19 protein-coding genes are annotated in these 17279 nt (G+C 58.1%); 15 read left to right on the top strand and 4 right to left on the bottom strand.

The window, feature by feature from the left end; genetic code table 11:
• The first annotated feature begins 99 nt into the window (after positions 1 to 99).
• The 11 genes from accD to hisP all read left to right on the top strand — a co-directional run bounded on the left by accD (position 100) and on the right by hisP (position 10298).
• Positions 100 to 1020, top strand: a complete 921-nt coding sequence (accD, locus tag KFZ77_RS13730; RefSeq protein WP_031520524.1) for an acetyl-CoA carboxylase, carboxyltransferase subunit beta — start codon at positions 100 to 102, stop codon at positions 1018 to 1020.
• A 66-nt stretch (positions 1021 to 1086) separates the two neighbouring features.
• Positions 1087 to 2355 (top strand): bifunctional tetrahydrofolate synthase/dihydrofolate synthase, encoded by a 1269-nt coding sequence (folC, locus tag KFZ77_RS13725; protein ID WP_264386195.1) that lies wholly within the window; start codon positions 1087 to 1089, stop codon positions 2353 to 2355.
• Positions 2345 to 3064 carry a cell division protein DedD gene (dedD, locus tag KFZ77_RS13720; protein ID WP_264384511.1) on the top strand — a complete coding sequence of 240 codons (720 nt, stop codon included), beginning with the start codon at positions 2345 to 2347 and terminating at the stop codon, positions 3062 to 3064. The genes folC and dedD overlap by 11 nt, the downstream gene beginning before the upstream one ends.
• Before the next feature lie 187 nt (positions 3065 to 3251).
• The gene (cvpA, locus tag KFZ77_RS13715; RefSeq protein WP_031520530.1) at positions 3252 to 3740 is read left to right on the top strand and encodes a colicin V production protein; all 489 of its coding nucleotides are present in this window, start codon (positions 3252 to 3254) and stop codon (positions 3738 to 3740) included.
• A gap of 34 nt (positions 3741 to 3774) precedes the next feature.
• A complete protein-coding gene (purF, locus tag KFZ77_RS13710; RefSeq protein ID WP_031520532.1) occupies positions 3775 to 5292 on the top strand; it encodes an amidophosphoribosyltransferase in 1518 nt (505 codons plus the stop codon).
• 117 nt (positions 5293 to 5409) lie between these two features.
• Complete coding sequence (locus KFZ77_RS13705; protein ID WP_264384510.1) at positions 5410 to 5979, top strand: UbiX family flavin prenyltransferase; 570 nt, start codon at positions 5410 to 5412, stop codon at positions 5977 to 5979.
• A 273-nt stretch (positions 5980 to 6252) separates the two neighbouring features.
• On the top strand, positions 6253 to 7035 hold the full coding sequence (gene argT, locus KFZ77_RS13700; protein WP_264384509.1) for a lysine/arginine/ornithine ABC transporter substrate-binding protein ArgT: 783 nt from the start codon (positions 6253 to 6255) through the stop codon (positions 7033 to 7035).
• A 189-nt stretch (positions 7036 to 7224) separates the two neighbouring features.
• Positions 7225 to 8007 carry a histidine ABC transporter substrate-binding protein HisJ gene (gene hisJ, locus KFZ77_RS13695; RefSeq protein ID WP_031520537.1) on the top strand — a complete coding sequence of 261 codons (783 nt, stop codon included), beginning with the start codon at positions 7225 to 7227 and terminating at the stop codon, positions 8005 to 8007.
• 103 nt (positions 8008 to 8110) lie between these two features.
• Positions 8111 to 8797 carry a histidine ABC transporter permease HisQ gene (locus KFZ77_RS13690; RefSeq protein WP_031520539.1) on the top strand — a complete coding sequence of 229 codons (687 nt, stop codon included), beginning with the start codon at positions 8111 to 8113 and terminating at the stop codon, positions 8795 to 8797.
• Positions 8794 to 9513 carry an ABC transporter permease gene (locus tag KFZ77_RS13685; RefSeq protein WP_031520541.1) on the top strand — a complete coding sequence of 240 codons (720 nt, stop codon included), beginning with the start codon at positions 8794 to 8796 and terminating at the stop codon, positions 9511 to 9513. Before KFZ77_RS13690 ends, KFZ77_RS13685 begins: the two co-directional genes overlap by 4 nt.
• Positions 9514 to 9524: 11 nt before the next feature.
• Positions 9525 to 10298, top strand: coding sequence for a histidine ABC transporter ATP-binding protein HisP (hisP, locus tag KFZ77_RS13680; protein WP_264384508.1), 774 nt, complete (start codon positions 9525 to 9527; stop codon positions 10296 to 10298).
• A 52-nt stretch (positions 10299 to 10350) separates the two neighbouring features.
• On the opposite strand, the gene KFZ77_RS13675 is transcribed toward hisP, so the two are convergent.
• Together KFZ77_RS13675 and folX are read right to left on the bottom strand one after the other, a co-directional pair.
• Positions 10351 to 11244, bottom strand: coding sequence for a TIGR01777 family oxidoreductase (locus KFZ77_RS13675; protein ID WP_035890941.1), 894 nt, complete (start codon positions 11242 to 11244; stop codon positions 10351 to 10353).
• Positions 11245 to 11319: 75 nt separating this feature from the next.
• Positions 11320 to 11691 (bottom strand): dihydroneopterin triphosphate 2'-epimerase, encoded by a 372-nt coding sequence (gene folX / locus KFZ77_RS13670; RefSeq protein WP_031520547.1) that lies wholly within the window; start codon positions 11689 to 11691, stop codon positions 11320 to 11322.
• Positions 11692 to 11885: 194 nt separating this feature from the next.
• Here folX and yfcF point away from each other — a divergent pair, with 194 nt between their 5' ends.
• Genes yfcF through yfcD form a run of 3 tightly spaced genes read left to right on the top strand, consistent with a single transcriptional unit; the run spans position 11886 to position 13725 of the window.
• Positions 11886 to 12530 (top strand): glutathione transferase, encoded by a 645-nt coding sequence (gene yfcF / locus KFZ77_RS13665; RefSeq protein WP_031520549.1) that lies wholly within the window; start codon positions 11886 to 11888, stop codon positions 12528 to 12530.
• A 35-nt stretch (positions 12531 to 12565) separates the two neighbouring features.
• Positions 12566 to 13117: a phosphodiesterase gene (yfcE, locus tag KFZ77_RS13660; protein WP_031520550.1), complete on the top strand. Its 552-nt coding sequence runs from the start codon at positions 12566 to 12568 to the stop codon at positions 13115 to 13117.
• 56 nt (positions 13118 to 13173) lie between these two features.
• Positions 13174 to 13725, top strand: coding sequence for an NUDIX hydrolase YfcD (gene yfcD, locus KFZ77_RS13655; protein WP_031520552.1), 552 nt, complete (start codon positions 13174 to 13176; stop codon positions 13723 to 13725).
• 62 nt (positions 13726 to 13787) lie between these two features.
• Here yfcD and KFZ77_RS13650 read toward each other — a convergent pair whose 3' ends face one another.
• Complete coding sequence (locus KFZ77_RS13650) at positions 13788 to 14360, bottom strand: TetR/AcrR family transcriptional regulator (RefSeq protein WP_031520554.1); 573 nt, start codon at positions 14358 to 14360, stop codon at positions 13788 to 13790.
• A 309-nt stretch (positions 14361 to 14669) separates the two neighbouring features.
• Here KFZ77_RS13650 and KFZ77_RS13645 point away from each other — a divergent pair, with 309 nt between their 5' ends.
• Positions 14670 to 15020, top strand: coding sequence for a RamA family antibiotic efflux transcriptional regulator (locus tag KFZ77_RS13645; RefSeq protein ID WP_031520556.1), 351 nt, complete (start codon positions 14670 to 14672; stop codon positions 15018 to 15020).
• Positions 15021 to 15079: 59 nt separating this feature from the next.
• Here the strand turns inward: KFZ77_RS13645 and pta are convergent, their stop codons facing one another.
• Positions 15080 to 17218: a phosphate acetyltransferase gene (gene pta / locus KFZ77_RS13640; RefSeq protein WP_031520558.1), complete on the bottom strand. Its 2139-nt coding sequence runs from the start codon at positions 17216 to 17218 to the stop codon at positions 15080 to 15082.
• Between the last annotated feature and the right edge of the window lie 61 nt (positions 17219 to 17279).

The raw sequence follows: 17279 nt of genomic DNA, 5'->3' as shown, positions 1-17279 counted from the left end.
CCCCACGGTCAAAACTGGCATCTGTACCCGCGCCGGCATGTACTGTAGTGCTATGGCAGTACGGTTCGGGTATCCCAGGTTCAGGCAGAAAGGTCATCAATGAGCTGGATTGAACGAATTCTCAATAAGAGCAATATCACCCCCACCCGCAAGGCAAGCATCCCTGAAGGGGTGTGGACCAAGTGCGACAGCTGCGGTCAGGTACTTTACCGTGCCGAGCTGGAGCGTAACCTTGGCGTTTGCCCGAAGTGCGACCACCACATGCGTATGTCGGCGCGCGATCGCCTGCACAGCCTGTTAGATGAAGGCACGTTAGTGGAGTTGGGTAGCGAACTTGAGCCGAAAGATGTTCTGAAGTTCAAAGACTCCAAAAAATACAAAGACCGCATGGCGACCGCGCAGAAAGAGACCGGCGAGAAAGACGCGCTGGTGGTGATGAAAGGCACCCTGCACGATATGCCGGTTGTGGCGGCAGCCTTTGAGTTTGCCTTCATGGGCGGCTCGATGGGTTCCGTAGTGGGCGCTCGTTTCGTGCGTGCGGTTGAGCAGGCGCTGGAAGACAACTGCCCGCTGATCTGCTTCTCCGCCTCCGGTGGCGCGCGTATGCAGGAAGCGCTGATGTCGCTGATGCAGATGGCGAAAACCTCTGCGGCGCTGGCAAAAATGCAGGAGCGCGGTCTGCCGTACATCTCCGTGCTGACCGACCCGACCATGGGCGGCGTATCGGCAAGCTTCGCGATGCTCGGCGATCTCAACATCGCTGAACCGAAAGCGCTGATCGGCTTTGCCGGTCCACGCGTTATCGAGCAGACGGTACGTGAAAAACTGCCGGCTGGGTTCCAGCGCAGTGAGTTCCTGATCGAAAAAGGCGCTATCGATATGATCGTGCGTCGTCCGGAGTTGCGCCTGAAGCTGGCCAGCATCCTGGCGAAAATGATGAATCTTCCCGCCCCAAATCCTGACAAGCCGCGCGAGAGCATCGTCGTTCCGCCTGCGCCGCAGCAGGACGAGATCGAGTAACTGAAAGGCAGGGCCAGTCTGGCCCTGCCTTTTTGCCTTTCAAGCACGTAAAAAGACACGGGTATGATGGACAAAGACGTAATTCCCAACGCCACGTCGCCCCTGGCCACGTGGCTTTCTTATCTGGAAAATCTGCACGCGAAAACCATCGACATGGGGCTTGAGCGTGTCAGCCGCGTCGCTGCGACGCTCAACGTGGCAAAACCGGCCCCGTTCGTATTTACCGTCGCCGGCACCAACGGTAAAGGCACCACCTGCCGCCTGCTTGAAGCGATACTGGTTGCCGCTGGCTATCGCGTCGGCGTGTACAGCTCGCCGCACCTGGTGCGCTATACCGAGCGGGTACGCATTCAGGGCGCGGAGCTGAGTGAAGCAGACCATACCGCCTCCTTTGCGCAGATCGAAGCCGCACGCGGTGAAACTTCGCTCTCCTATTTTGAGTACGGCACTCTGTCGGCGCTGTGGCTGTTTAAGCAGGCTCGGGTGGACGTCGCTATCCTTGAAGTGGGGCTGGGCGGGCGTCTGGATGCCACCAACCTGGTGGACGCCGACGTGGCGGTGGTGACCAGCATCGCACTGGATCACATCGACTGGCTGGGTCCGGATCGCGAGAGCATCGGTCGTGAAAAGGCGGGAGTGTTCCGTGCCGGTAAGCCTGCGGTGGTGGGCGAGCCGGATATGCCGCGCAGCATCGCTGATGTCGCCGCAGAGAAGGGCGCGCTGTTGCTGCAGCGAGATAAGCAGTGGCGCTATGAGGTGCAAACCGACGGCTGGCGTTTCAGCGACGCTCAGGGCGAGCTGACGGCGCTGCCGCTGCCGTTAGTGCCACAGCCTAACGCCGCTACGGCGCTTGCCGCGCTGCGTGCCAGCGGGCTTGCGGTGAGCGAGGCGGTTATTCGCGAGGCGCTGGCTTCTGCGACGTTGCCGGGCCGTTTCCAGATTGTTCAGGACGCGCCGCAGGTGATCCTCGACGTTGCCCATAATCCCCATGCTGCCGCTTATCTGGCGCAGCGCCTGGCACAGCAGCCGAAAAACGGACGCACGCTGGCGGTGATCGGCATGCTGCATGATAAGGACATTGCCGGTACGCTGGCCTGTCTGGAGCCGGTAGTCGATAGCTGGTATTGTGCCCCTCTGGACGGGCCGCGGGGCGCGAAGGCTGAAGAGCTGATTGCCCATCTGGGCGCAGGCGAGCCGTTCGCAAGCGTGCCGCAGGCGTGGCAGCGTGCGATGTCTGAGGCAACGCCACAGGACACCGTGCTGGTGTGCGGCTCGTTTCACACGGTCGCGCAGGTAATGGAAGAAATCGAAGCGGGGAGAACCGGTGGCAAGTAAGTTTCAGAACCGTTTAGTCGGCACCATTGTGCTGGTCGCGCTCGGGGTGATCCTGCTTCCGGGCATGCTCGACGGGCAGAAAAAACACTATCAGGATGAGTTCGCCGCAATCCCGCTGGTGCCGAAGCCCGGGGATAACGACGAGCCGGACATGCTGCCGGCAGCCACCCAGGCGCTGCCCGCGCAGCCGCCGGAGGGTGCCGCGGAAGAGGTGAGGGCAGGCAATGCCGCTGCACCGTCGCTGGACGGGGCGCAGATGGTCGCCGATAACGGCACGGGCATTGACGAGGCTCCGGTGCCGGCCGCGAAGCCGAAACCGACCCAGGTCAAGCCGAAGCCGCAGGAAGCCGCGAAACCGAAACCGGTTGAAAAACCGCAGCCGCAGCGCGACACCACCGGGGAGCAGCTGGCGATGGCTAATGAGTCCCCTGACGTGACCGGGCAAAAACCGATCCCGGCACCGACCGGCAAGGCGTATGTGGTTCAGCTGGGTGCATTAAAAAATGCCGACAAAGTGAATGAAATTGTTGGTAAACTTCGCGCCAACGGGTACCGCGTTTACACCTCGCCATCCACGCCGGTACCGGGCAAAATCACCCGTATTCTGGTCGGGCCGGACGCGTCACGCGATAAGCTGAAAGGCTCGCTGGGCGAGCTGAATCAGCTCTCCGGCCTGAACGGTGTGGTCATGGGGTATAGCGCCAACTGATGCCGGATTGCTGCGGTTCGCCGCAGCGAAACGGGACAAAAAAGCAGCTAACTCCGCGATGGCGTTGAATATTTTTTCAACGCCTTTTTTATTTCTGTAGGGCACGGAAATCCCTACGCAAACGTTTTCTTTTTCTGTTAGAATGCGCCCCGAACTGGACGACAGGGCGTAACATCGTGGGACACTTATGGTCTGGATTGATTACGCCATTATCGCAATCGTTGGTTTTTCCGCTCTGGTTAGCCTGATTCGCGGCTTTGTTCGTGAAGCGTTATCGCTGGTGACATGGGGATGTGCTTTCTTTGTTGCCAGTCATTACTACACTTACCTGTCTGTCTGGTTTACGGGCTTTGAAGACGAACTGGTACGTAATGGGATTGCCATCGCGGTGCTGTTTATCGCGACGCTTATCGTCGGCGCTGTCGTTAACTACGTGTTAGGCGCGCTGGTGGAAAAAACCGGCCTGTCGGGTACAGACCGGGTGTTAGGGATCTGCTTTGGTGCACTGCGCGGGGTGTTAATCGTCGCTGCCATTCTGTTCTTCCTTGATACCTTCACCGGCATGTCGAAAGGCGAAGACTGGCAGAAGTCAGTGTTAATCCCACACTTCAGCGTCATCATCGGGTGGTTCTTCGACTACCTGAAAGGCTCGTCAAGTTTTTTGCCCAGGGCGTAAGCCCTGTGATGTGGCTTAACGAGGAATAAGACGTATGTGCGGTATTGTCGGTATCGCCGGTGTCATGCCGGTCAACCAGTCGATTTATGACGCGTTAACGGTGCTTCAGCACCGTGGGCAGGATGCCGCAGGCATCATCACCATTGATGCAAACAACTGCTTCCGTCTGCGTAAAGCAAACGGTCTGGTGAGCGATGTATTTGAAGCACGCCATATGCAGCGTATGCAGGGCAACATGGGTATCGGCCACGTGCGCTACCCTACCGCCGGCAGCTCAAGCGCATCCGAAGCGCAACCTTTCTACGTTAACTCTCCTTACGGCATTACCCTTGCTCACAACGGTAACCTGACCAACGCGCACGAACTGCGCAACAAGCTGTTTGAAGAGAAGCGTCGCCACATCAACACCACGTCAGATTCTGAAATCCTGCTCAACGTGTTCGCCAGCGAGCTGGATAACTTCCGCCACTACCCGCTTGAGGCGGATAACATTTTTGCCGCCATCGCGGCGACTAACCGCCTGATCCGCGGCGCCTATGCCTGTGTGGCGATGATTATCGGCCACGGCATGGTCGCCTTCCGCGACCCGAACGGTATTCGCCCGCTGGTCCTGGGCAAACGCGACGTGGGCGATGGCCGCACCGAGTATATGGTGGCCTCCGAGAGCGTGGCGCTGGATACCCTGGGCTTCGAATTCCTGCGCGATGTGGCACCGGGCGAAGCGGTTTACATCACCGAAAAGGGCCAGCTGTTCACGCGCCAGTGCGCGGACAACCCGGTGAGCAACCCGTGCCTGTTCGAATACGTCTACTTCTCGCGTCCGGACTCGTTCATCGACAAAATTTCCGTCTACAGCGCGCGCGTCGGCATGGGGCAGAAGCTTGGCGAGAAGATCGCCCGCGAATGGGAAGACCTGGATATCGACGTGGTGATCCCGATCCCGGAAACCTCCTGCGATATCGCGCTGGAAATCGCCCGCATTCTCGATAAGCCATATCGTCAGGGGTTCGTGAAGAACCGCTACGTTGGCCGCACCTTTATCATGCCGGGCCAGCAGCTGCGCCGTAAGTCAGTGCGCCGCAAACTCAACGCTAACCGCGCCGAGTTCCGCGACAAGAACGTACTGCTGGTGGATGACTCCATCGTGCGCGGCACCACCTCGGAGCAGATTATCGAGATGGCACGTGAAGCCGGGGCGAAGAAAGTTTATCTGGCCTCTGCAGCGCCGGAAATCCGCTTCCCGAACGTCTACGGTATCGATATGCCGACCGCCAACGAGCTGATTGCCCACGGGCGTGAAGTGGACGAGATCCGCCAGATCATCGGTGCTGACGGGCTTATCTTCCAGGACCTGGACGATCTGATTGATGCGGTACGTGCGGAAAATCCGGATATTCAGCAGTTCGAATGCTCGGTATTTAACGGCGTGTACGTGACCAAAGACGTCGATCAGCAGTATCTCGACTACCTTGACTCGCTGCGCAACGACGACACCAAAGCGCTGGTGCGCCAGAACGAAGTCGAAAACCTCGAAATGCATAACGAAGGCTAACGCCTTTTGCCTTCCCTCTCGCGGGGGAAGGCCGTTTTCCTCCCGGCAACCGTGGGTTGCAACTCCCTGCGTATTACGGCAAAGTCAGCGCCAGATGCTTTTATTCAGGCGACAGATATGAAACGACTCATTGTTGGGATCTCCGGCGCAAGCGGTGCCATTTACGGGGTGCGCCTGTTACAGGTGCTGCGCGACGTGGCGGGGGTGGAAACCCATCTGGTGATGAGCCAGGCGGCGCGTCAGACGCTGTCGCTGGAAACTGACTATTCGCTGCGCGACGTGCAGGCGCTGGCCGACGTGGTGCACGACACGCGCGACATTGCCGCCAGCATCTCCTCCGGCTCGTTTAAAACCGCCGGCATGATTATCCTGCCCTGTTCGATTAAAACCCTTTCCGGGATTGTGCACAGCTATACCGACAGCCTGGTAACCCGCGCGGCTGACGTGGTGCTGAAAGAGCGCCGTCCGCTGGTGCTGGCCGTGCGCGAAACGCCGCTGCATCTGGGCCATCTGCGGCTGATGACCCAGGCCGCCGAGCTGGGTGCCATCATTATGCCGCCGGTGCCGGCGTTCTATCATCGCCCGCAAAGCCTCGACGACGTGATTAACCAGACCGTGAATCGCGTGCTGGACCAGTTTGATATCGCGCTGCCCGCCGATCTGTTCACCCGCTGGCAGGGTGCCTGAAGCACGCTTTTAGTGCAAAGCGAGGCGCGGTGCCTCATTTTGGCGCAAATCTGCAAGCGCGATCATATCCTGCAAAATTAACTTCCTCCTGAGCCTCTTCCCCCTCCGGCAACCGCCGGAAGGGTGCTATCTTTCATTGCTGAGCGTGATTGCAACCTTTCGTTAACATTTGCCACCCCTCGCGCGTTCCGCGAAAAGTGGCACAAGAAGTGCAACACCTTCGGGCAACACACAACATTCGATAATAAAAATCTCATCACTTGAGGGTTATGTATGAACAAGAAGGCTCTTGCTCTGTCACTGCTGCTCGGGCTGTCTGTCAGCGCCAGCACCTTTGCAGCACTTCCGCAGACCGTTCGTATTGGTACGGATGCCACCTATGCGCCGTTTTCCTCTAAAGATGCCAAAGGCGAGTTCGTCGGCTTCGATATCGATCTCGGCAATGAGATGTGCAAACGCATGCAGGTGAAGTGTACCTGGGTGGGTAGCGATTTCGATGCGCTGATCCCGTCTCTGAAAGCGAAGAAAATCGACGCGATTATCTCCTCGCTCTCCATCACCGAAAAACGCCAGCAGGAAATTGCCTTCTCTGAGAAGCTTTACGCAGCGGATTCACGCCTTATCGCCGCCAAAGGATCGCCGATCACCCCGGCGATTGACGTCCTGAAAGGCAAGCACGTCGGTGTGCTGCAAGGCTCAACCCAGGAGTCGTACGCTAACGCCAACTGGCGCAACAAGGGCGTGGACGTGGTGGCCTACCAGAACCAGGATCTGATCTACTCCGACCTGGCCGCCGGTCGCCTTGATGCCGCGTTCCAGGATGAAGTGGCTGCCAGCGAAGGTTTCCTTAAGCAGCCTGCCGGTAAAGAATTTGCCTTCGCGGGCCCGTCCGTGAAGGACAAGCAGTATTTTGGCGACGGCACTGGCATTGGTCTGCGTAAAGATGACGCCGAGCTGAAAGCCGCGTTCGATAAAGCGTTTGCTGAACTGCGTAAAGACGGCACCTACGACAAGTTCGCCAAGAAGTATTTCGACTTCAACGTCTACGGCGACTAAGCGCGCCTGCGCCACGCTGGTGCACGGATTGCACCAGCGTGGCGCATAACTGCATAGTTACGCACCAGAATTGTGAAGATGCGCGCATACCGCAGAATATTTTGCCCTGTCATGCATAAAATGGCACGATACCAGCACTTTTATCCTTATACGCTTTCCGTTAAAAAAAAGAGTCTGACGAGGATTTTTATGAAGAAGCTGGTTTTGTCTTTATCTCTGGCGCTGGCGTTCTCCAGCGTATCCACGGCATTCGCCGCGCTGCCGTCTACCGTACGTATCGGCACCGATCCGACTTATGCCCCGTTTGAATCGAAAAATGCCCAGGGTGAGCTGGTCGGTTTTGACATCGATCTGGCGAAAGAGCTGTGCAAACGCATTCAGACCAAATGTACCTTCGTAGAGAACCCGCTGGACGCGCTGATCCCGTCGCTGAAAGCGAAGAAAATCGACGCCATCATGTCATCCCTGTCGATCACCGAAAAACGCCAGCAGGAAATTGCCTTTACCGACAAACTCTACGCCGCCGATTCGCGCCTGGTGGTAGCAAAAGGGTCGGCTATCGAGCCTTCACTGGAGAAGCTGCAGGGCAAACGCGTCGGCGTGCTGCAGGGCACCACGCAGGAAACCTACGGTAACGTCCACTGGGCACCGAAAGGCGTGGAGATCGTCTCCTATCAGGGGCAGGACAACATCTACGCTGACCTGACTGCCGGGCGTATCGATGCTGCGTTCCAGGACGAAGTGGCTGCCAGCGAAGGCTTCCTGAAGCAGCCGATCGGTAAAGACTACCAGTTCGGCGGCCCGTCAATTAAAGATGAAAAGCTGTTTGGCGTCGGCACCGGTATGGGGCTGCGTAAAGAGGATAAGGAACTGCGCGAAGCGCTGAATAAAGCGTTTGCCGACATGCGCGCGGATGGAACCTACGAAAAACTGGCGAAAAAGTATTTTGATTTTGATGTGTACGGTGGCTAAACCCCACCTGTGAGCAAGGTGCGATCCCCGTCGCCGCGCGTCATGTGTGGCGGCGGACCACAAGACACCGCTCGCTGAATACCACTTATCACAGGACAGTCGCATGCTGCACGGGTTTTCTCAGGTCATATTTCAGGGCGCGTTGGTGACGCTTGAACTCGCCATCACCTCCGTCATCCTCTCCGTTTTCATCGGCCTGGCCGGTGCGGCGGCAAAACTCTCCCGCAACCGTCCGCTGGCGTTGCTGTTTGAAGCCTATACCACGCTAATCCGCGGCGTGCCGGATCTGGTGCTGATGCTGCTCATCTTTTACGGGCTGCAAATCGTGCTCAACAGCATCACCGAAGCCCTGGGGGTCGGACAGTTTGACATTGACCCGATGGTGGCGGGGATCATTACCCTCGGCTTTATCTACGGCGCCTACTTTACCGAAACCTTCCGCGGCGCCTTTATGGCGGTGCCGAAGGGGCATATCGAAGCCGCCACCGCGTTTGGCTTCACCAACGGGCAGACCTTCCGCCGCATTCTGTTCCCGGCGATGATGCGCTATGCGCTGCCCGGCATCGGCAACAACTGGCAGGTGATTCTCAAAGCCACGGCGCTGGTGTCGCTGCTCGGGCTGGAAGACGTGGTGAAAGCCACGCAGCTGGCCGGGAAAAGTACCTGGGAGCCGTTTTACTTTGCCATTGTCTGCGGGGTGATTTATCTGGTGTTTACTACCGTATCAAACGGCGTGCTGTGGCTGCTTGAACGTCGCTACACCGTGGGCGTGAAGAGGGCCGAGCTGTGATCGAGATTATTCAGGAGTACTGGAAGTCCCTGCTCTGGACCGACGGCTATCGCTTTACCGGCGTGGCAATTACGCTGTGGCTGCTGATCGCCTCGGTGGTGATGGGCGGCATTCTGGCCGTGTTTCTCGCCATCGGCCGCGTCTCCAGCAATAAGTTTATTCAGTTCCCGATCTGGCTGTTTACCTGGGTGTTTCGCGGCACGCCGCTCTACGTCCAACTGCTGGTGTTCTACTCCGGGATGTACACGCTGGAGATCGTGAAAGGCACCGAGATGCTCAACGCCTTTTTCCGCAGCGGGCTGAACTGTACCGTGCTGGCGCTGACGCTCAATACCTGTGCCTACACCACCGAAATTTTTGCCGGTGCGATTCGCGCCGTGCCGCACGGCGAGATCGAGGCCGCACGCGCTTACGGTTTCTCGCGCTTTAAAATGTACCGCTGCATTATTTTGCCGTCGGCGCTGCGTATCGCGCTGCCGGCCTACAGTAATGAAGTGATCCTGATGCTGCACTCCACGGCGCTGGCCTTCACCGCCACGGTGCCGGATCTGCTGAAGATCGCCCGGGATATTAACTCGGCGACCTACCAGCCGTTTACCGCCTTTGGCCTCGCTGCGGTGCTGTACCTGATTATCTCTTATGTCCTGATTAGCCTGTTCCGCAAAGCGGAGAAGCGCTGGCTGGGGCACGTTAAACCGACTTCCCCGTCGCACTGAGTGATTAACGCATGTCCGAGAATAAATTAAACGTTACCGATCTGCACAAGCGCTACGGCGAACATGAAGTGCTGAAAGGGGTGTCTTTAAAAGCGAACGCCGGGGATGTGATCAGCATTATCGGCTCGTCAGGCTCCGGAAAAAGCACCTTCCTGCGCTGCATCAATTTCCTCGAAAAACCGAGCGAAGGCACGATTGTGGTGAGCAACCAGAACATCACCTTAGTGCGTGACAAAGACGGCCAGCTTAAGGTGGCGGATAAAAACCAGCTGCGCCTGCTGCGCACTCGTCTGACGATGGTGTTTCAGCACTTCAATCTCTGGAGCCACATGACGGTGCTGGAGAACGTGATGGAAGCGCCGATTCAGGTGCTTGGCCTGAGCAAGGCGGATGCCCGCGAGCGGGCGCTGAAGTATCTGGCGAAGGTGGGCATCGACGAACGCGCCCAGGGGAAATACCCGGTGCATCTCTCCGGCGGCCAGCAGCAGCGCGTCTCTATTGCCCGCGCGCTGGCGATGGAGCCGGAGGTACTGCTGTTCGATGAGCCGACCTCGGCGCTCGACCCGGAACTGGTGGGGGAAGTGCTGCGCATCATGCAGCAGCTCGCCGAAGAGGGAAAAACCATGGTGGTGGTGACCCACGAGATGGAGTTCGCCCGTCACGTTTCCAGCCATGTTATTTTCCTGCATCAGGGGAAAATCGAGGAAGAGGGCGCGCCTGATGCGGTATTCAATAACCCGAAAAGCCCGCGCCTGCAGCAGTTCTTAAAGGGGTCGCTGAAGTAAGGTAGCGCGACAATGCCACCCTTGCACCCGCCCCGCGCATCAGGAGGGCGGGTTAGCGCACCACATCCCGCAACGCCTCCTCCAGCTCAAACCAGCGAAACCCGAAACCGGCGGCTTCAAGGCGTTTGGGCAGGGCGCGCTGGCCGCCGAGCACCAGTACCGAGGATTCTCCCATCATCAGCCGCACGGCGGTTGACGGCGCGCGCATAAACGCCGGGCGATGCAGGGCATGACCGAGCGCGTGCGCGAACTGCTCGTTGCGCACCGGATAAGGCGAAACCATGTTAAACGGCCCGCGCAAATCGTTATTCAGCAGCCACAGAATGCCGTTCACCATGTCATCCAGATGGATCCACGCCAGATACTGACGCCCTGAACCGATCGGGCCGCCAAGCCCCATGCGGAACAGCGGCACCAGTTTGCCCAGCATCCCGCCGTTGGGGGCCAGCACCGCGCCAGTGCGCAGCAGACAGACGCGGGTGGCCGGCGAGGAGGCACCCGCGGCGATCTGCTCCCAGCGGGAACAGAGCTTGTGGGTGAATTCGTTGTGCGGCGGCTCCTCTTCGGTCACCACCACTTCGCCGAGATCGCCGTAGTAACCCACGGCGGAGCCGGAAATAAACACCGAGGGCGGCTTGTCGCTGGCTTTGATGAGATCGACCAGTCGCTGGGTTATCTGCCAGCGGCTGTCGCACAGGCGCTGTTTTTGCGCCTCGGTCCAGCGTTTGTCGGCGATGGGTTCGCCCGCCAGATTAATCACCGCCTCCACCCCGTTGAGATCGGTACGGTCATTCAGACCGCGCCACAGGGTGATGCGGGGATCGAGTGCCTTTCGGGCGCGCTCGACATCACGCGTCACCACCGTCACCTGATGCCCCGTCTCAAGCAAACGCGACACCAGCGCGCGACCGATAAGGCCAGTACCGCCCGTCACCACAATGTTCATGCGTGCTCCCTGTTGTGCGTGTTCCGCTGTTATCAGCGTAGCGCATTCCCGCGCGGCCTTCACACTGGCAGGTGATTATTGCGGACGTCGCCAGCCCATCGTCATTGACACCGAATCGGCGTAGCGCAGGGCGTGGAGTTTGTCGATCTCCACATCGGCGCGGGTGACCCAGGCATGACCGCGGGCGATATCCAGCACGTCCTGGGTTAGCTTCTCCAGCAGGGCAAAACGGTTGTTTTCCACGTGCTGAATGATGTTCTTGGTGATGGTGCGGTAGTTGAGCGCATCGTTGATGTCTTCGCTCTGGCGCGCCTGGTCGGCCGGATAGTGGATAACCACGTTGATGACGATATCCTGACGATTGGCGATCTCTTCTTCTTTGATACCGATAAACGTACGCAGGCGCAGATTTTTAATACGAATGATGGCGTCTGGCTGGGCTGACATGGTGACAATCCTCTGTGTATAAATCGCGTCAATAATACACGAGGAAAATCAGTGCGCCCATGAGGGCGCAGCGCTTTAATTACGCCTGTAAGCCGGTGGGGAACGGGAATAGCTGAACAGGGCGATTTTTTGCAGGTGACACTGCGCAAGCTGCGTTATATTTTTCTTTCTCACCCCTGATTTTGCGAGGATTTATGAGTCAGCCTTCGATAACGCTGTGGTCAGATGCAAATTTCTTTAGCCCGTACGTGATGTCGGTATTTGTTGCCCTGACCGAAAAGGGGCTGAAGTTTTCGCTGGAAACCATCGACCTCAACACCGGACAGCATCAGCATGCTCGCTGGCCGGGTGCCGATCTGACGCGCCGCGTGCCGGTGCTTATTGTGGACGACTTTGCGCTGACCGAATCCTCGGCTATCACCGAATACCTTGAAGATCGCTTTGCGCCGCCAACCTGGGAGCGTATCTATCCGCATAATCCAGAAAACCGCGCCCGAGCGCGGCAGATTCAGGCGTGGCTGCGCAGCGATCTGGGACCAATCCGCGAAGAGCGTCCTACCGACGTGGTGTTTGGCGGGGTGAAAAAACCGGCGCTGAGTGCGGTGGGGGAGGCCCAGGCACAGCGGCTGATCGGCGCGGTGGAAACGCTGCTGCCCGAAGGCCAGCAGAATCTGTTCGGCGAATGGTGTATTGCAGATACCGATCTGGCACTGATGGTTAACCGACTGATCCTTAATGGTGATAAGGTGCCGGCGCGTCTGGTTGAGTACGCAACCTTTCAGTGGCAGCGCGCCTCGGTTCAGCAGTTTATTGACCTAAAAAGCCGGCTGGCAGTCTGAGTCAGGCAGCGCGCGCAGAGCAGTAAGGAGTCATGATGAAACTGATGTTTGCTTCAGATATCCACGGTTCGCTGGCGGCAACCGAGGCGGTGCTGACGCGATTTGAACAGAGCGGTGCACGCTGGCTGGTGCTGGTGGGCGATCTTCTCTACCACGGGCCACGTAATGCGCTGCCGGACAGCTACAATCCGGCGGCGGTGGCGGAGCGCCTGAATCAGGTCGCCAGCAGAGTAATTGCAGTACGCGGCAACTGCGACAGCGAAGTGGATCAGATGCTGCTGAACTTCCCGATTACGGCAGCCTGGCAACAGATTTTACTGGGCGAGCAGCGCCTGTTTCTGACCCACGGTCATCTTTACAATCCGGACAATTTACCGCCGCTGGAACCGGGCGATGTGTTTATTTCCGGCCATACTCATATTCCGGTGGCGGAGAAACGCGATGGGTTGTTTTTCTTCAATCCCGGTTCGGTGAGCATTCCTAAAGGCGGCTTTGCAGCCAGCTACGGGATGCTGGACGAGGGCGTTCTGAGCGTTCGCACACTGAAAGACGACGCGGTTATTGCACAGATACGCATTAGCCCTTAACGTAACGCAGTTAACCACTTATACGCCGCAAGAGCGCATTGAAAAAAGGTCCGATGATGGTGGAGCAGAGTCAAATTTCCGGCACGGAATGGGTAGACATTGTTAGTGAAAACAATGAGGTAATCGCACAGTCGAGCCGCGAACAGATGCGCGCTCAGCGCCTGCGTCATCGTGCCACCTATATTGTGGTTCACGACGGCATGGGTAAAGTGCTGGTGCAGCGTCGTACCGAAACCAAAGATTTCCTGCCTGGCATGCTGGATGCCACCGCCGGTGGCGTGGTGCAGGCGGGCGAGGGAATGCTGGAGTCGGCGCGTCGTGAAGCGGAAGAGGAACTGGGTATTGCCGGGGTGCCTTTCGCTGAGCACGGTCAGTTTTACTTTGAAGATGAACACTGCCGCGTCTGGGGCGGGTTGTTCAGCTGTGTGTCGCACGGCCCGTTCGCTCTGCAGGAGAGCGAAGTCAGCGAAGCCAGCTGGATGTCTCCGGACGAAATCACTGCCCGCTGCGATGAGTTCACGCCGGATTCGCTGAAAGCGCTGGCGCTGTGGATGAGCCGCTATAAAGGCGCAGAAAGCAGCAGCAGCGTAGAGCACGAAGCGCAGTAAGCCTTCACCATGACGCCCCGCTCGGGGCGTCGGTCATTTCAGGCGGGCGTAAAACGTCGGGGTTACGAGACGCAGAGGGCGCGCCACACGGCATCAAATCCAGTGGCTTTGAAATCATCGGTGCGATGCGGTTCGCGCGCGGCAAATTCCATGGTGGTTTGTGCCAGCGCAAAAAACATTTCATCCCCGAAGTTACGAAATTCAGGGGAGCGGAACACCGGAGATACTGCCTGTTCGCAGATCTCGTACATCTCGGGATAAAGATCGTTTACCACCTGCTCACTCTCTTCGGTAATGCGGTTGCTGACTTCCAGTTTGCGCATCGTCAGGTTGGCCTGCGGATGGGCTAAGCCCCAGTCAATAAAGCGGTTCCAGATATAGCGGGTATTCTCTTTATGATCGCCTTTGCTGTCGAGCTTATCGATCATCGACTGGCAGAACCCCTGTTTCAGATGAATGTACAGGGCGTTGTGCAGCTCATCTTTGGTGGCAAAGTAGCGAAACAGCGTGCCTTCTGCGACCCGGGCCTTACGGGCGATCAGAGCGGTGGATGCGCCCAAACCCGCTTCGGCAATCGCCTCGATTGCGGCTTCAAGAATAGCCATACGTTTATCTTCACTGCGGGGACGCGCCACTGACGTTGCTCTCCTGAAATCAAAACCGAGATTGAAACATGACTCATTAGCCGCTGCAAGGTGAGGGATCACATTGTAAAAACGGGTTGACGCATTAAGCATCGTTTCTATAATGAGTGTCTACTCACTCATTATAAATGCGCCTACCGGCAGGTAAAGTGATGACGTATAAAAAGCGAGCAAATAAATCGTAGCACCGTAAAAACGTAACAGACCGCGCACTACCATAGCGTTGCGGTAGTAAACCAGCCGCAGGCGCAGCCGCCTGCAAACGATTCGACCATTTGCACATTTTCTGGAGGGGATCGCATGGAACTTCCCGCTCAGGTTATTGAAACCATTGCTGACTGGATAGACGACAATCTGCACAAGCCGCTACGCATCGACGATGTTGCCCGTCATGCCGGTTATTCGAAGTGGCATCTGCAACGACTTTTCCATCACCATAAAGGTGAAAGTCTGGGGCGCTACATTCGCGAGAAAAAGCTCAAGCTGGCAGCGCAGGATCTGTGCGCGACCAACGATCGGGTGCTGGATATTTCGATGAAGTACGGGTTTGACTCACAGCAGACGTTTACCCGTCTGTTCACCCGCCGCTTCAGCATGTCGCCCGGCAACTATCGCCGTCAGGGCGGCAGCTACGTCAACTGTTCTCGCTGATGTTCAACGAGCAATAAAAAAGGGCCGCGATTGCGGCCCTTTTCACATCGGCAGACAACTTACTGCTGAGAAGCCTGAATCGCAGTCAGGGCGATGGTGTAGACGATATCGTCAACCAGCGCGCCACGGGACAGGTCGTTCACCGGCTTACGCATCCCCTGGAGCATCGGCCCGATGGAGATGAGGTCAGCGGAACGCTGAACCGCTTTGTAGGTGGTGTTACCGGTGTTCAGATCCGGGAAGATGAACACGGTAGCGCGGCCAGCCACCGGCGAGTTCGGTGCTTTAGACTTCGCGACGTCAGCCATTACCGCAGCGTCATACTGCAGCGGACCGTCGATCACCAGGTCCGGACGTTTTTCCTGTGCGATGCGGGTTGCTTCACGCACTTTCTCAACGTCGCTACCCGCGCCGGAGTTACCGGTGGAGTAGGAGAGCATGGCGACGCGCGGGTCGATGCCAAACGCGGCAGCAGAGTCGGCGGACTGGATAGCGATCTCGGCCAGCTGTTCTGCAGTCGGGTCCGGGTTGATGGCGCAGTCGCCATACACGTAAACCTGTTCCGGCAGCAGCATGAAGAACACAGAAGAAACCAGCGAGCTGTTCGGCGCGGTTTTGATGATCTGCAGCGGCGGACGGATGGTGTTCGCGGTAGTGTGAACCGCACCGGAAACCAGACCGTCAACTTCGTCCTGCTCCAGCATCAGTGTGCCCAGCACCACGTTGTCTTCCAGCTGCTCGCGCGCCACGGCTTCGGTCATGCCTTTATTCTTACGCAGCTCAACCAGACGGGCGACGTAGCTTTCACGCACCACTTCCGGATCGACGATTTCGATACCGGTGCCCAGCTCAACGCCCTGAGAGGCCGCAACGCGGTTGATCTCATCCGGGTTGCCGAGCAGCACGCAGGTCGCGATACCGCGCTGGGCGCAGATAGCTGCCGCCTTAACGGTACGCGGCTCGTCGCCTTCCGGCAGCACCACGCGTTTGCCCGCTTTGCGCGCCAGCTCGGTAAGCTGGTAGCGGAACGCCGGCGGAGAGAGACGACGGCTGCGCTCGGAGGTCGCGGTCAGCGACTCGATCCACTCGCTGTCGATGTGGCTTGCCACATACTCCTGCACTTTCTCGATGCGCTCGTGATCATCCACCGGCACTTCGAGGTTGAAGCTCTGCAGGCTCAGGGAGGTCTGCCAGGTGTTGGTATTCACCATGAAGACCGGCAGGCCGGTGGCGAAAGCACGCTCACACAGCGCCTTAATGCGGTCGTCCATTTCATAGCCGCCGGTCAGCAGCAGGGCGCCGATTTCCACACCGTTCATCGCCGCGAGGCAGGCCGCAACCAGCACGTCGGGACGGTCAGCGGAGGTGACCAGCAGGGAACCCGGACGGAAATGCTCCAGCATGTGCGGAATGCTGCGCGCACAGAAGGTAATGGACTTCACGCGGCGGGTGTTGATGTCGCCTTCGTTGACGATGGTTGCGTTCAGGTGACGCGCCATATCGATTGCACGGGTGGCAATCAGATCGAAGCTCCACTGTACGGCACCCAGCACCGGCAGCGGGCTGATGTCATGCAGCTGCTGCGCATCGATGTTCACGATTTGCGCTTTGCTGGAGTCATCAAAGATCTCGGAGAGGTCCGGACGGGTACGACCCTGCTCATCAACCGGGGCGTTCAGTTTGTTTACGATAACGCCGGTGATGTTGGTATTTTTGCTGCCGCCGAAGCTGCTGCGGGTCAGCTCAATACGCTCTTTCAGCTGTTCCGGAGTATCGGTGCCCTGAGACATCACGAAGACGATCTCCGCATTCAGGGTTTTAGCGATTTCGAAGTTCAGCGACTGGGCGAACGCATGTTTACGGGTCGGCACCAGGCCTTCAACCAGCACCACTTCCGCGTCTTTGGTGTTTTCGTGGTAGCGGGCGATGATCTCTTCCATCAGCACGTCCTGCTGATTGCTGGAGAGCAGCGACTCCACGTGGCTCATGCGCAGCGGCTCGGCAGCCGGCAGGCCGGAGTTAGAGCGCACGATGGCGGTGGTCTGGTCAGGCGCATCGCCGCCGGCGCGCGGCTGGGCGATAGGTTTGAAGACGCTCAGACGAACGCCTTTACGTTCCATAGCGCGGATCACGCCGAGGCTGACGCTGGTCAGGCCGACGCTGGTTCCGGTAGGAATAAGCATAATGGTACGGGACACGGTTTATCCTCTTGTCGTTACGGCCAGAAACGCTGGCACATACAAAACAACACCGCCAGCG

Origin of the sequence: Siccibacter colletis (assembly GCF_025914095.1) — a bacterium.
Lineage (GTDB): Bacteria > Pseudomonadota > Gammaproteobacteria > Enterobacterales > Enterobacteriaceae > Siccibacter > Siccibacter colletis.
This window is presented reverse-complemented; position numbering and strand designations above follow the sequence as displayed.